This window comes from Achromobacter piechaudii NBRC 102461 (assembly GCF_001571245.1).
Classification (GTDB): Bacteria; Pseudomonadota; Gammaproteobacteria; order Burkholderiales; family Burkholderiaceae_B; genus Achromobacter; species Achromobacter piechaudii.
Genome location: NZ_BCTK01000005.1, coordinates 489,416 through 503,128, shown reverse-complemented (window position 1 = coordinate 503,128; position 13,713 = coordinate 489,416). Strand labels below are relative to the sequence as shown.

The 13,713-nt window shown below is 65.9% G+C and carries 12 protein-coding genes; 9 read left to right on the top strand and 3 right to left on the bottom strand.

What is annotated here, in order from left to right:
- Window positions 1-201: 201 nt before the first annotated feature.
- The 3 genes from serS to API01S_RS09010 all read right to left on the bottom strand — a co-directional run bounded on the left by serS (window position 202) and on the right by API01S_RS09010 (window position 3,816).
- Window positions 202-1,548 carry a serine--tRNA ligase gene (gene serS / locus API01S_RS09020; RefSeq protein WP_061304192.1) on the bottom strand — a complete coding sequence of 449 codons (1,347 nt, stop codon included), beginning with the start codon at window positions 1,546-1,548 and terminating at the stop codon, window positions 202-204.
- Window positions 1,549-1,593: 45 nt separating this feature from the next.
- A complete protein-coding gene (locus API01S_RS09015; RefSeq protein ID WP_006217840.1) occupies window positions 1,594-2,934 on the bottom strand; it encodes a replication-associated recombination protein A in 1,341 nt (446 codons plus the stop codon).
- A gap of 90 nt (window positions 2,935-3,024) precedes the next feature.
- Window positions 3,025-3,816 carry a deaminated glutathione amidase gene (locus tag API01S_RS09010; protein WP_061304190.1) on the bottom strand — a complete coding sequence of 264 codons (792 nt, stop codon included), beginning with the start codon at window positions 3,814-3,816 and terminating at the stop codon, window positions 3,025-3,027.
- 168 nt (window positions 3,817-3,984) lie between these two features.
- Here API01S_RS09010 and API01S_RS09005 point away from each other — a divergent pair, with 168 nt between their 5' ends.
- From API01S_RS09005 to API01S_RS08965, 9 genes are all read left to right on the top strand, one after another.
- Complete coding sequence (locus API01S_RS09005; RefSeq protein ID WP_061304188.1) at window positions 3,985-5,253, top strand: amino acid deaminase; 1,269 nt, start codon at window positions 3,985-3,987, stop codon at window positions 5,251-5,253.
- 121 nt (window positions 5,254-5,374) lie between these two features.
- Window positions 5,375-6,934, top strand: a complete 1,560-nt coding sequence (locus tag API01S_RS09000) for an ABC transporter substrate-binding protein (RefSeq protein ID WP_006217837.1) — start codon at window positions 5,375-5,377, stop codon at window positions 6,932-6,934.
- A gap of 104 nt (window positions 6,935-7,038) precedes the next feature.
- A complete protein-coding gene (locus API01S_RS08995) occupies window positions 7,039-7,980 on the top strand; it encodes an ABC transporter permease (RefSeq protein ID WP_006217836.1) in 942 nt (313 codons plus the stop codon).
- Between the two features lies 1 nt (window position 7,981).
- On the top strand, window positions 7,982-8,857 hold the full coding sequence (locus tag API01S_RS08990; RefSeq protein WP_050727950.1) for an ABC transporter permease: 876 nt from the start codon (window positions 7,982-7,984) through the stop codon (window positions 8,855-8,857).
- Window positions 8,858-8,859: 2 nt separating this feature from the next.
- The gene (locus API01S_RS08985) at window positions 8,860-9,867 is read left to right on the top strand and encodes an ABC transporter ATP-binding protein (RefSeq protein ID WP_006217834.1); all 1,008 of its coding nucleotides are present in this window, start codon (window positions 8,860-8,862) and stop codon (window positions 9,865-9,867) included.
- Entirely contained in the window at window positions 9,864-10,865 is a 1,002-nt protein-coding gene (locus API01S_RS08980) for an ABC transporter ATP-binding protein (protein ID WP_050727952.1), read from the top strand. Before API01S_RS08985 ends, API01S_RS08980 begins: the two co-directional genes overlap by 4 nt.
- A 37-nt stretch (window positions 10,866-10,902) precedes the next feature.
- The gene (locus tag API01S_RS08975) at window positions 10,903-11,775 is read left to right on the top strand and encodes a MurR/RpiR family transcriptional regulator (protein ID WP_006217832.1); all 873 of its coding nucleotides are present in this window, start codon (window positions 10,903-10,905) and stop codon (window positions 11,773-11,775) included.
- 14 nt (window positions 11,776-11,789) lie between these two features.
- Window positions 11,790-13,280 carry an N-acyl-D-amino-acid deacylase family protein gene (locus API01S_RS08970; protein WP_061304186.1) on the top strand — a complete coding sequence of 497 codons (1,491 nt, stop codon included), beginning with the start codon at window positions 11,790-11,792 and terminating at the stop codon, window positions 13,278-13,280.
- 11 nt (window positions 13,281-13,291) lie between these two features.
- The gene (locus API01S_RS08965; RefSeq protein ID WP_006217830.1) at window positions 13,292-13,705 is read left to right on the top strand and encodes a RidA family protein; all 414 of its coding nucleotides are present in this window, start codon (window positions 13,292-13,294) and stop codon (window positions 13,703-13,705) included.
- Window positions 13,706-13,713 lie beyond the last annotated feature (8 nt).

Sequence of the window (13,713 nt, the reverse complement as noted above, 5' to 3'; positions counted from 1 at the left end):
AGCGTGAAGAACGCGGGTGTATTGTGCCGCAACTATCCGGCCCTTTTATTGAAAATACACAATTGCTCACATCAAATTCATGCACTCACACCGTGAGCATAATGAGCAAAAAAGACAGCAATATGTCGCTATGATAAAAAAAAACGGAGCCGCGAGGCTCCGTTTTCTTATCCGCCATATGGCCGATAGACGCGCTGGACGTCAGGGTTTCAGCACCGTCAAACCACCCATATAGGGTTGCAGCGCCTCGGGAATCACCACGCTGCCGTCGGCTTGCTGGTGGTTTTCCAACACGGCGACCAGCGCGCGGCCCACCGCCAGGCCAGAGCCATTGAGCGTATGCACGAATTCCGGCTTGCCTTGGGCATTGCGGAAACGCGCCTGCATACGGCGAGCCTGGAAGGTCTCGCAGTTGGATACCGACGAAATCTCGCGCCACGTATTTTGCGCGGGCAGCCACACTTCCAGGTCGTAGGTCTTGGCCGAGCCAAAACCCATGTCACCCGTGCACAGCAGCATGACGCGATACGGCAGGCCCAGCAGTTGCAACACGCGCTCGGCGTGCCCAACCATGTCCTCCAGCGCTTCGTACGACTGATCCGGCTGCGTGATCTGCACCATTTCGACCTTGTCGAACTGATGCTGGCGGATCATGCCACGCGTGTCGCGGCCGCCGCTGCCAGCTTCCGAACGGAAGCAAGGCGTGTGCGCGGTGAGCTTGAGCGGCAGGTCGGCGGCGGCCTGGATGGTGTCGCGCGCCACGCTGGTCAGCGTGATTTCCGACGTGGAGATCAGGTATTGGTCTTCGCGCACGTACGGATTGCCGGCGGCATCGACCTTGGGATCGTCATCGCCGCCGCCCTTGGACACGGCGAACATATCGTCCTTGAACTTGGGCAGTTGGCCCGTGCCGTTCAAGGTGGACGCGTTGACGATGTAAGGCGTATAGCACTCGGTGTAGCCGTGCGTGCCGGTTTGCAGGTCCAGCATGAACTGCGACAGCGCGCGGTGCAGGCGGGCGATGGGGCCGCGCATGAACGAGAAGCGCGCGCCGGACAGCTTGGCGGCCATGTCGAAATCCAGGCCCAGCGGCTCGCCGATGGCGACGTGGTCGCGCGCCTCGAACGCCAGCGCGGGCGGATTGCCGTCGGCGCCGGCAGCGCCGGGCAGCCAGCGCCGCACTTCGACGTTCTCGTCGGCCGATTCGCCCACCGGCACGCTGGCGTGCGGCAGGTTGGGCACCGACATCAGCAGGTCATTCAACGGAGCCTGCAAGGCGGCCAGCTCTTCTTCCAGCTGCTTCAGGCGCACGGGCACGGCCTGCGATTCGGCCATGACGGCGCTGGCGTCTTCGCCCTTGGCCTTCAACTGACCGATCTGCTTGGCCAGCGCGTTGCGGCGGGCTTGCAGGGACTCGGTTTCGGTCTGGACGGCCTTGCGGCGAGATTCCAGGTCGTTGAACCGTTCCGTGTCGAAGGACACGCCACGGCTCTTGAGGCGGTCGACGACGGTTTGCAGGTCTTTGCGCAGCAGTATCGGGTCTAGCATGTTGATGTCGGTTGAGGTTGCGTGAAGGCAGCAGGCAATGCCCGCTTACCGGTTCTTGGCGCGTTCCTGTGCGTCCAGCTCGCGCAGGAATGCCAACTTTTGCTGGATTTTAGCCTCCAGGCCGCGATCGGTCGGCCGGTAGAAGGAAGGCTTGAGTCCATCGGGGAAATATTGTTCGCCGGCGGCATAGCCGTGCGGCTCGTCGTGCGCGTAGCGATAGGCCTTGCCGTGGCCCAGCTGCTTCATCAGTTTGGTGGGCGCGTTGCGCAGGTGGATGGGCACTGGCGCGCTGCCGTGTTCCGCCGCGAACTGGCGTGCCTGGTTGTAGGCGTTGTACACCGCGTTGGACTTGGCGGCGCACGCCATGTAGACCACCGCCTGCGCCAGCGCAAGCTCGCCTTCGGGCGAACCCAGGCGCTCGTAGATGTCGGCGCCATTGACCGCCAGATCCGTCGCACGCGGGTCGGCCAGGCCGATGTCTTCGACGGCCATGCGCACCAGCCGGCGCGACAGGTATTTGGGATCGGCGCCGCCATCGATCATGCGGCAGAACCAATACAGCGCGGCGTCGGGGTTGGAGCCCCGCACCGACTTGTGCAAGGCGCTGATCTGGTCGTAGAACGCATCGCCGCCCTTGTCGAAACGGCGCAGGTTCTGCGACAGGGATATTTCCAGCCACGCGGCGTCCACCGTGTCGCGACCGGCCGACTGCGCCGATTCCGCCACCACTTCCACCGCGCTGATCAAGCGCCGCGCGTCGCCGTCGGCCCAGGCCGCCAGCTGTTCGCGCGCATCGGGTTCAATGCGTATCGCCTCGCCCTCGTCCATGCCTTCGTTCAGGGCATGCACCGCGCGGTCCACCAACTGCTGCAATTCCTCGGTGGAAAGCGATTGCAGCACGTACACCCGTGCGCGCGACAACAGCGCCGAATTGACCTCGAACGAGGGGTTTTCGGTAGTAGCCCCGATGAAGGTGAACAGCCCGCTTTCCACATACGGCAGAAACGCGTCCTGCTGGGCCTTGTTGAAGCGATGCACCTCGTCCACGAACAGAATCGTGCGCCGGCCCTGGCCTTGCGCCACTTGCGCCACCGTGACCGCCTCGCGGATGTCCTTGACGCCGCCCAGCACCGCCGAGATGGCGATGAATTGCGCATCGAAACCGTCGGCCATCAGGCGCGCCAGCGTGGTCTTTCCGACACCCGGCGGCCCCCAGAAAATCATGGAGTGCGGACGGCCGGATTCAAACGCCACGCGCAGCGGCTTGTCGGGACCCAGCAGGTGCGACTGCCCGACCACGTCGGACAAGGAGCGCGGGCGCAGGCGCTCGGCCAGGGGCACATAGGGCCGATGCGCAGGATCGGCCGCGAAGAGATCGTTGCTCATTGGCAGCAGATGGGGGAAGGCGGCAAGAAGATCAAGTCAGCATTACACCATGCCCGCCGCGCCCTTTCCGGCCACGCGGCCGGGCGGCGCTCAGGCCAGTTCAGGCGGCGCGAAACGGCGGTTGGCCAGCACGGGCAGCACCTTGCGCGCGTGCGCCAGGCGCTCAGGGTCGATATCGGCAAATACCAGCGCCGGGGCCTCGCCCGCCCGCGCCGTCACCACCCCCAGCGGGTCCACCACCATGCTGCATCCGATATTGCGTTCGCCGCATTCGCCGGTAGCCGCCACGTAGCAGGTGTTCTCCAGCGCCCGGGCCGTGACCAGCACTTCCCAGTGCATTTCCTTGAGCGGGCCCCGCACCCAGGCGGCGGGCAGCACCAGCAGGTCAGCCCCGTCCAGCGCCAGGCGGCGCGCCAGTTCGGGGAAGCGCACGTCGTAGCAGGTCATCAGCCCGACCCGCAGGCCGCCGATGTCCAACAGCGGGGGAATCTCCGCGCCCGGCGTGACGTTGGTCGACTCTTTCATGGTGAAGGCGTCGTACAGGTGCAGCTTGCGGTACTGGGTAACGATGCGACCGTCCTGCACGGTGACCAGCGTGTTCCAGACCCGCCCTTCGCCCGTCGGGACGTGCACGCACATCATGGTGGCCAGCGACGAACCCCGGCTGGCCTCCAGCAAACGGGTCATGAAAGGGCCGTCCAGCGGTTGCGCGGCTTTCAGCACGATCTGAGGATCGGTGATGTCGCGCGCCAGGATGCCTTCGGGCAAGACCAGCAAGCCTGCGCCACCGGCACGGGCGCGCTCCATCAGGTCGATGCAGACCTGCGCGTTCTCTTCCCAGACACGGCTGACGGCGAACTGGCCCAAGGCAACTTTCAACATGGCTTTTTCCTTCGTGGAGCGCGGTTTTCACGCGGATTTCCTATTGTCGCGCCAACTTGGCCAGGCCGCAGCGTTCGGGTAAGCCCTAGCTGCTTATGTAAATTTCTTTCACGATAATGAAAAAAAAGCACTTTGACGTAAATATTTTCCAGAACGAGCCGCTCCGCCATGACAAATTCCTCTTCCCCCGCCGCCCTGCTGGACGTGAATGGCAAAGGCCTGGGCGCGTTCCCCGAGTCCTGTACGACGGCCGGTGTGGCCGCCCTGAACTGGAACCTGCTGAACGAAGACGTCAGCCTGCCCGTCGCCGTGCTGTACGAGGCCCGCGTGCGCCACAACCTGCAATGGATGCAGCAGTTCATGGAGGCGTACCACGTCAAGCTGGCGCCGCATGGCAAAACCACGATGAGCCCCGCCCTTTTCAAGCGCCAGATCGATAACGGCGCCTGGGGCATCACGCTGGCCACCGCGCCGCAGGTGCTGGCGGCTTATCAACACGGCATCCGCCGCGTGCTGATGGCCAACCAATTGGTCGGACGCGCCAACATGGCCATCATTGCGCGCCTGTTGCAAGACCCGGCCTTTACCTACTTCTGCATCGTCGATTCCCCCGCCAACGCCGCCCAGCTGGGCAAGTTCTTCGGCGAACAGGGTTTGGTCCTGCCGGTGCTGATCGAACTGGGCCCCTTGGGCGGACGCACCGGCGTGCGCGACGACGCGCAACTCCAGGCGGTGGCCGACGAAATCGCCCGCTGGCCCGGGCTGGCGCTGGCCGGCATCGAAGTGTATGAAGGCGTGCTCCAGGAGGAAAGCGCGATCCGCGCCTTCCTGCGCCGCGCCACCGACACGCTGCGTGGCCTGGCCACGGCCGGCCGCCTGCGCAAGAACGGCCCGGCCATCATTTCCGGCGCGGGCTCGGCCTGGTTCGATGTAGTGGCGGAAGAGTTTTCGCAGCTGGATATCGGCACGCCGCTGGAAGTGATCCTGCGTCCTGGCTGCTATCTGTCCCATGACGTCGGCGTCTACCGCTCGGCCGCCGAACGCATCAATGCCCACAACCCCGTCGCCAAGACCATGGAGCCGGGCCTCTTGCCCGCCCTGCAGGTCTGGGCCTACGTGCAATCGCTGCCCGAACCGGGCCGCGCCATCATCGCGCTGGGCAAGCGCGACGCCGCCTTCGATGCCGGCCTGCCCACGCCCGCGCTGCATTTCCGCCCCGGTCAGGACGCGCCGGGCGCCGCGCCCCGGGCCTGGACGCTGACAGCCATGATGGACCAGCACGCCTTCATGCAGATCGCTGAGGGCGACGACATCCAGGTCGGCGACATGATCGCCTTCGACATTTCCCACCCCTGCCTGACGTTCGACAAGTGGCGCCAGGTATTGCTCGTAGACGAGCAATACCGCGTCACCGACGTCGCCGAAACCTTCTTCTGAACGCCCCCCTGGCCCGCCGCAACGCGCCGGCCCAAGGGGGTTGCAGCAAGAACCGGGACCCCGGCGCTTATCCGATCACACGCGACAACCTGTTTGTTTTTGACCCTCTGGAGAGAGAATCATGAACTTCCGACCCTCCCGGCGAGGCAGTGGGCTGACCAGCCTGCTCGCGGCCGGCGCAATTGGCTTGACCGCATTGACCTCCCCCGCCTTGAGTGCCACGCCGGTCAAGGGGGGGACGATCTCCGTCGCCACCATCGGTGAACCGCCCACGCTGGATCCGATGACCAGCACGGCCGACCTGGTCGGCATCCTGACGCAGCATTTCTTCGAAACGCTCTACACCTTCGACGCCAAGTGGAACCTGACCCCGCTGCTGGCCGAGAAGATGCCCGAGGTCACCCCGGACGGCCTGGTCTACACGATCCCGCTGCGCCAGGGCATCACGTTCCATGACGGCTCGACGATGGATTCGTCCGACGTGCTGGCCTCCTTGAAGCGCTGGACCGAAACCGCCACGCGCGGCAAGGGCGCAGCCAAGGTCATCAGCAGCATCGAGGCGCCCGACGCCCACACCATCCGCATCACGCTCAAGCAGCCGTATGCGCCGCTGACCGCGCTGCTGGCCATGAACAACGCCGCGGCCGTCATCATGCCCAAGGGCAAGATCGCGCCCGTGCTGACCGAAATTGTCGGCACCGGCCCGTACCAACTGAAGGCGCGCGTGCCCGACCAATACATCCAGCTGGTGCGTTTCGACGGCTACAAGCAGCGCGAAGGCGAGCCCGACGGTTACGGCGGCGCGCGCAAGCAATACCTGGACGAAATCCGCTTCGTGCCGGTCAGCAACGCCAACACCCGCTCGGAAGCCGCCGCGGCCGGCCAGTTCGACTACGTCGACTCGCTGCCCGTCGAAGCGCTGGCCAAGCTCAAGGGTGGCCGTTCCGATCCCGTGATGCTCAAGCCTTTCGGCTGGCCGCGTCTGGTGCTCAACACCAAGCAGGGCATCATGTCGAACCTGGCCGTGCGCCAGGCCGTGCAGTTGGCGCTGAATGAAGAAGACATGCTGTTCGCCGCGTTCGGCAACAAGGACTTCTACAAGCTGAACGGCGACCTGTACCCCGAAGGCTACCCGTGGGCCACGTCGCTGGGCGGCAAGGTCTACAACAAGGGCGACGCCGCCGCAGCCAAGAAGCTGCTGGACGGCGCCAACGTGGCCGACAAGAAGATCCGCATCCTGACCAGCCAGCAGTACGAGTTCCATTACAAGATGGCGCTGGTGGCGGCTGAATACCTGAAAGCCGCCGGCTTCACGGTGGACATGCAGGTGGTGGACTGGGCCACGCTGACGCAGCGCCGCCAGGACCCGGCCGTGTGGGACATCTTCATCACCCACAGCGTCTTCCTGCCCGAACCCGCGCTGATCGATTTCCCGTCCAAGGACGCGCCGGGCTGGTGGGATACCCCGCGCCGCGCGCAGGTCATGGACGCCTTCAACCAGGCGCGCACGCAGGAAGAACGCATCAAGCGCTGGGCCGACGTGCAGCAGGCCGTGTATGACGAAATCCCGTTCGTGAAGGTCGGCGATTTCAACGCCCAGGCCGCGCGTTCGCCGTCGCTGCAAGGCACGCAGCCCGCACCGTGGCCGTACTTCTGGAACGCCTGGAAGAGCGCCAAGTAGGACCGTGACGCGCGGCAAGGCGGTGGCGTGATCCGCCCCGCCCGCCGCGCGTAACCCCTTGTTCGTCCCGCGTGCACTGATTGCCGCTTTTCTAGGACTCTATCGTGTTGCGTTATCTTTTGAACCGGCTGGTCGGGCTGGTGGCCGTGATGTTTATCGTCGCGACCATCGTGTTCGTCATCATCCGCGTCACGCCCGGCGACCCGGCCGCAGTGATGCTCGGGCCACAGGCCAGCCAGCAGGACATCGCCGCGTTGCGCGCGCAGTTGGGGCTGGACCAGCCCATGGCGCTGCAATACGTCTCGTGGCTGGGCAAGCTGCTGCAGGGCGACCTGGGCCAGTCCATCTTCATGAACAAACCCGTGCTGTCGGCGCTGGCCGATCGCGCCGAGCCCACGATCCTGCTGACCCTGATGTCTTTGCTGATCGCCAGCGCCATTGCGCTGCCGGTCGGCATTCTGTCGGCGGTCAAACGCGGCACCACGCTGGACCAGTCGGTGCTGTCATTTTCAATGTTCACTTCCAGCGTGCCCAGCTTCTGGCTGGGGCTGCTGCTGATGCAGATTTTCTCGGTCAAGCTCGGATGGCTGCCGGTCTCGGGCTATGGCGGCCCGGACGCCTCGCTGGCCACGCGCCTGTCGCACCTGATCCTGCCCGCCGTGGTGCTGGGGCTGGTCAACTCGGCGCTGATCACCCGCTTCATCCGCGCCAGCATGCTTGACGTGCTGCGCGACGACTACGTGCGCACCGCGCGCGCCAAGGGCCTGCCGGAAAGCAAGGTCATCCTGAAGCACGCCGTGCGCAATGCGCTGATTCCGATCCTGACCGTGCTGGGCCTGACCACCGCGCTCCTGATCAGCGGCGCCGTCGTGACCGAGACCGTGTTCGGCCTGCCCGGCGTGGGCAGCCTGGTGGTCTCGGCCGTGCTGCGCCGCGACTATCCCGTCATCCAGGGCGCGCTGCTGATCATCGCGGCCATCTACGTCCTGATCAATCTGATCATCGACCTGCTGTACCTGCTGGTCGATCCGCGGGTGCGCTACTGATATGGCTATTGCAACTTCTCCCCAATCCGCCGGCGGCGCCGACCGCTGGCAGGTGCTGCGCCTGCTGGTGTCGCGCAAGACCGTCCTGTTGAGCCTGATCGTCATCATCGTGCTGGTGGCCGCCGCGCTGCTGGCGCCTTGGGTCAGCCCCTACGACCCCTTCAAGCTGTCCATCATGAACCGCCTGAAGGCGCCGGGCGCCGAGCACTGGTTCGGCACCGATGACTTCGGCCGCGACGTGTTCAGCCGCGTCATCTATGGTGGCCGCCTGTCCTTGATGGTGGGCTTTTCCGTCGTGATCGTGTCCAGCGTGCTGGGCATTGCGCTGGGCCTCATCGCCGGCTTCTTCCGCTCGGCCGACAAGTTCGTGTCGCGCCTGATCGACGCCATGATGGCGTTTCCCGACATCCTGCTGGCCATCTCGCTGGTGGCCGCGTTGGGCCCGTCGCTGATCAACGTAGTGATCGCGCTGGGCATCGTCTACACGCCCCGGCTGGCCCGCATCGTGCGCGCCTCGACGCTGGTGATCCGCGAACTGCCCTTTGTTGAGGCCGCGCGCGCGCTGGGCGTCCCCACCTGGCGCATCGTCACCGTGCACGTGCTGCGCAACCTGGTGTCGCCGATCCTGGTGCAAGGCACCTTCATCTTCGCCTACGCGATCCTGGCCGAAGCCGGCCTGTCGTTCCTGGGCGTGGGCGTTTCGCCCGACATCCCCACCTGGGGCACCATGATCAACGCCGGCCAGCAATACATGGGCTCGGCCGACTGGATCATGATCTTCCCCGGTATCGCCATCGTGCTGTCCGTGCTGTCGCTGCAATTGGTGGGCGACGGGCTACGCGACGTACTCGACCCCCGTCTGCGCAAGGAGCTGTAACCATGACGTCAAGCAACCGAGACGTCGTGCTGTCCGTGGAAGGGCTCAAGACCTGGTTCCACAGCCGCGACGGCATCGCCAAGTCCGTGGACGGCGTCACCTTCGATCTGGCGCGCGGTGAAACGCTGGCCATCGTGGGCGAATCCGGCTCCGGCAAATCCGTGACCAGCCTGTCCATCATGGGCCTGCTGCCCAAACCGGCGGGCCGCATCGAAGCCGGCAAGATCCTGTTCCGCGACCGCCAGGGCGTGCAGCATGACTTGGCCCATGCGTCCGCCGCCACGCTGCAAAAGATACGCGGCGCGGAAATCGCCATGATCTTCCAGGAGCCCATGACCAGCCTGAATCCGCTGTATACGGTCGGCGACCAGATCGCTGAAGCGGTGTTGCAGCACGAAGGCGGTTCGTATGCATCGGCCATCAAGCGCGCCCGCGAAATGCTGGAGCGCGTGGAGATTCCCGCCGCCGACCGGCGCGTCAATGAATATCCGCACCAGATGTCGGGCGGCATGCGCCAACGCGTGATGATCGCGCTGGCGCTGGCCTGCAACCCGGCGGTGCTGATTGCCGACGAACCTACCACCGCGCTGGACGTGACGGTGCAGGCGCAGATCCTGGACCTGCTGCGCCGGCTGCAGAAAGAGATGAACATGAGCATCCTGTTCATCACGCACAACCTGGGCGTGGTCGCCGAGATCGCGCACCGCGTCGCCGTCATGTATGCCGGGCGCGTCGTCGAAGACGCAGGCGTCTACGACCTGTTCGAAAAGCCCACCCACCCCTACACGCGCGGCCTCCTGTCCTGTCTGCCGACCGCCGCGCTGCTGGCCTCCGGCGAACGCCTGCGCGCCATTCCCGGCAACGTGCCCAGCGTGCTGTCGCTGCCGGCCGGTTGCACGTTCGCCCCGCGCTGCGAGCTGGCCGCCGACGATTGCCGGGCCGCCGTGCCCGAACTGATCGCCGTGCAGGCGGAACACCGCGCCCGCTGCATCAAGGTGAACCCGATATGACTAGCCCCCAAGCCACCGTGCGGGCCGAAGCCCCGCTGGTCCGCATTGAAGATCTGAAAGTCCACTTCCCGACCTCGCAAGCGCGCAACGCCCCGGTCGTGCGCGCCGTAGACGGCGTAAGTTTCGACGTACCGCGCAACACCATCGTCGGCCTGGTCGGCGAATCGGGTTCCGGCAAGACCACCACCGGGCGCGCGTTGCTGCGCCTGTTCAAGCCTACTGCCGGCCGCCTGCTGTTCGACGGCCAGGACATCACGCACCTGACCGAAAAGCAGATGCTGCCCTGGCGCCGCCGCATGCAGATCGTGTTCCAGGATCCCTACGCCAGCCTCAACCCGCGCATGACGGTGGCCGAGATCCTGGGCGAAGCGCTGGACACGCACAAGCTGGCGCAGCACCGCCGCGCCGCCCGCATCGGCGAACTGCTGGAACGCGTCGGCCTGAATGCAGACCATAGCCGTCGCTATCCGCACGAATTCTCGGGCGGGCAGCGCCAGCGCATCGGCATCGCGCGCGCGCTGGCGGTCGAGCCCGACTTCATCGTGGCCGACGAACCCGTCTCGGCGCTGGACGTGTCCGTGCAGGCGCAGGTGCTCAACCTGCTGCAAGACCTGCAACGCGACCTGGGCCTGACCATGCTGTTCGTGGCGCACGACCTGGCCGTGGTGGATTACCTCTGCGATGAAGTGGTGGTGATGTATCTGGGCCGCGTCATGGAGCGCGGGCCGACCAGCGAGGTCTATGCGCGCCCGCGCCACCCCTATACTCGTGCACTGCTGTCGGCCGCGCCCGTGCCGGATCCGCGCGCCCCGCGTTCGCGTATTCTGCTCAAGGGCGATATCCCCAGCCCGGTCAATCCGCCGTCCGGCTGCGTGTTCCGCACGCGCTGCCCGCACGCGATCGACGCCTGCGCCACCATCGAGGCGCAAGCGGTCCAGGTTGGCGAGGGCCACTTCGTGGCCTGTTCGCGCCTGGACGCCCCCGAGCTGGCGGCCTAGCGCATTGCCCGACCCGATCAGACCCAGGAAATCCCACATGAACATCATCCGCGACATCGTCTTCCAGATACGCAGTCGGCGGGACGCATTGAGCGTGACCGAGCGCAAGGTGGCCGACGCCATCCTTGACGACATCATCTGGGGCGCCAGCGCCACCGTCGATCAACTGGCCACGAAGGCCGGGGTCAGCATCGCCACGATTTCCCGCTTTGCGCGCACGGTGGGCTGCGACGACACCCGCGACCTGAAAATGAAACTGGCGCAGGCCAGCACGGTCGGCAGCCGCTTTCTGGATCCCAGCGCGCCGGCCGAGGAAAGCACCTTCTACGCGCGCATCTACGCCGACATCGAAAGCACGCTGCGCGCGCACCTGCCCACATTCACCGAACAGCTTTTCGAGCAGGCGACTTCAATCGTCGACAGCGCGCGGATGATCTACGTGTTCGGCATGGGCGGCGCGTCCGCGGTGCTGGCGCAGGAAGTGCAGTCGCGGCTGGTGCGGCTGGGCTATCCCATCGCCGTGTACAGCGATGCCGTGCTGCTGCGCATGGTGGCCGCCACGCTGGACGAACGCGACGCGGTGCTGGTGCTGTCGGCCTCGGGCCTGACGCCGGAAATCGTCGGCGCAGCGCGCATCGTGAAACAGTACCGCGCCCGCATCGTCGCCATCACCGACGCCACGTCCGAACTGGCCAAGCTGGCCGACGTGGTGCTGCCCATCCGCACGGACGAAACCGACTTTATCTACAAACCCTCGGCATCGCGCTACGCGATGATGCTGGCCATCGACCTGTTGTCGACCGAACTGGCCATGCTGAACCAAGAGGAAAACCGCGAACGCCTGCGCCGCATCAAGCTGGCGCTGGACGAGCATCGCGGCGGCCCCAACCGTTTGCCGCTGGGCGATTGAACCTGGAACCCAAGATGTACGACACCCTTATCGGCAACGTTCGTGTCCTGGACGGCACGGGCGGCCCCGAATACCGCGCCAGCGTCGCGCTGGCCGATGGCCGCATCGCCGCCATCGGCGCGCTGCCCGGCGCGCAAGCCCGCCAGATCATCGACGGCACGGACCTGGCGCTTGCGCCCGGCTTCATCGACGTGCACACGCACGACGACACCAACGTCATCCGCACGCCCGGCATGCTGCCCAAGCTGTCGCAGGGCGTGACGACCGTGGTGGTGGGCAACTGCGGCATCAGCGCCTCGCCCGTGTCGCTGCGCGCCGAGCCGCCCGACCCGATGAACCTGTTGGGCAGCCGCGAAGACTTCGCGTACCCCACGTTCGGCGACTACACGCGCGCCCTTGAAGCCGCCCGTCCGGCAGTGAACGTGGCCGCCTTGGTCGGCCATACCGCGCTGCGCAGCAATCACATGGATCGCCTGGACCGCGTGGCCACGCGCGACGAAATCCTGGCCATGCGCGAGCAACTGCGCGATGCGCTGGCGCACGGCGCCATCGGCTTGAGCACCGGCCTGGCCTACGCGTCGGCCATCGACGCGGACACGGATGAAGTCAAGCTGCTGGCCGAGGCGCTGGATGAATTCGGCGCGCTGTACACCACGCACCTGCGCTCGGAATTCGCGGCCATCCTGGACGCCATGCAGGAAGCCTTCGACATTGCCCGGCATGCCCGCGTGCCGGTGGTGGTGTCGCATCTGAAATGCGCGGGCGCGGGCAACTGGGGCCGCACGAAAGAAGTGCTGTTCACGCTGGAAAACGCCGGGCGCATGCAGCACGTGGGATGCGATTGCTATCCGTATTCCGCCAGCTCGTCCACGCTGGACCTCAAGCAGGTGACCGACGAATTCGATATCGACATCACCTGGTCGGTGCCGCACCCCGAGCAGGCGCGGCGCAAGCTGGCCGATGTTGCTGCCGACTGGGGCGTGACGCTGATTGAAGCCGCGCGCCGCCTGCAGCCGGCCGGCGCGGTCTATCACAACATGCACGAGGACGACGTGCGCCGCGTGCTGTCGCATCCGCTGACGATGGTGGGTTCGGACGGATTGCCCAACGACCCCATGCCGCATCCGCGCCTGTGGGGCGCGTTCCCGCGCGTGCTGGGCCACTACAGCCGCGACGTGGGCCTGCTGCCGCTGATCCAGGCCGTGCACAAGATGACGGGCCTGTCCGCCGCCCGCTTCGGGCTGGCCGATCGCGGCCTGGTGCGCGAGGGCTATCACGCGGACCTGGTGCTGTTCAATCCCGATACCGTCATCGACCGCGCCACCTTCGCCGAGCCCGTGCAAACGGCCGCCGGCATCGAGGCCGTCTGGGTCAACGGCGCGCTGTCCTATCAACAGGGCCAGGCCACTGGCGAACGCGCCGGCCGCTGGCTGCCGCGCAATGGCGATCTGCGCGCCAGCTTCGCGGCGGCCTCGCCCTATTCTTCCTTGCCCACTACGAATTAAGGAGCACCCTCATGAGCAACACCCCCACCCCCGATCAGAACGGCATCACCCGTTACGGCGTCGCTGGCGGCACCGGCCAGGGCGGTTCGCACATGCCGTTCGCGCGCGCCGTGGCCGCCGATGGCTGGCTGCACGTATCCGGCCAGGTGCCGATGGAAAACGGTGAAGTGATCGAAGGCGGCACGGTCGCGCAGTGCCACAAGGCGATCCAGCAATTGCTGGCCATCCTGAAAGAAGCCGGCTACGGTCCGGAACACGTCGTGCGCTGCGGCGTGTGGCTGGACGACGCGCGCGACTTCCCGTCGTTCAACAAGGTGTTCAAGGAATACTTCGGCGAAAACCCGCCCGCTCGGGCGTGTGTGCAGTCGAGCCTGATGGTCGATGCGAAGGTCGAAATCGACTGCGTGGCGTACAAGCGTCCGTAAAGACGGAC

Bases quoted from the DNA above. Each gene is read 5' to 3' on its own strand.
- API01S_RS08965 (WP_006217830.1), top strand. From the start codon at position 13,292: ATGAGCAACACCCCCACCCCCGATCAGAACGGCATCACCCGTTACGGC.
- API01S_RS09010 (WP_061304190.1), bottom strand. From the start codon at position 3,816: ATGTTGAAAGTTGCCTTGGGCCAGTTCGCCGTCAGCCGTGTCTGGGAA.
- API01S_RS08975 (WP_006217832.1), top strand. From the start codon at position 10,903: ATGAACATCATCCGCGACATCGTCTTCCAGATACGCAGTCGGCGGGAC.
- API01S_RS09015 (WP_006217840.1), bottom strand. From the start codon at position 2,934: ATGAGCAACGATCTCTTCGCGGCCGATCCTGCGCATCGGCCCTATGTG.
- API01S_RS08980 (WP_050727952.1), top strand. From the start codon at position 9,864: ATGACTAGCCCCCAAGCCACCGTGCGGGCCGAAGCCCCGCTGGTCCGC.
- API01S_RS09005 (WP_061304188.1), top strand. From the start codon at position 3,985: ATGACAAATTCCTCTTCCCCCGCCGCCCTGCTGGACGTGAATGGCAAA.
- API01S_RS08985 (WP_006217834.1), top strand. From the start codon at position 8,860: ATGACGTCAAGCAACCGAGACGTCGTGCTGTCCGTGGAAGGGCTCAAG.
- serS (WP_061304192.1), bottom strand. From the start codon at position 1,548: ATGCTAGACCCGATACTGCTGCGCAAAGACCTGCAAACCGTCGTCGAC.
- API01S_RS08990 (WP_050727950.1), top strand. From the start codon at position 7,982: ATGGCTATTGCAACTTCTCCCCAATCCGCCGGCGGCGCCGACCGCTGG.
- API01S_RS09000 (WP_006217837.1), top strand. From the start codon at position 5,375: ATGAACTTCCGACCCTCCCGGCGAGGCAGTGGGCTGACCAGCCTGCTC.
- API01S_RS08970 (WP_061304186.1), top strand. From the start codon at position 11,790: ATGTACGACACCCTTATCGGCAACGTTCGTGTCCTGGACGGCACGGGC.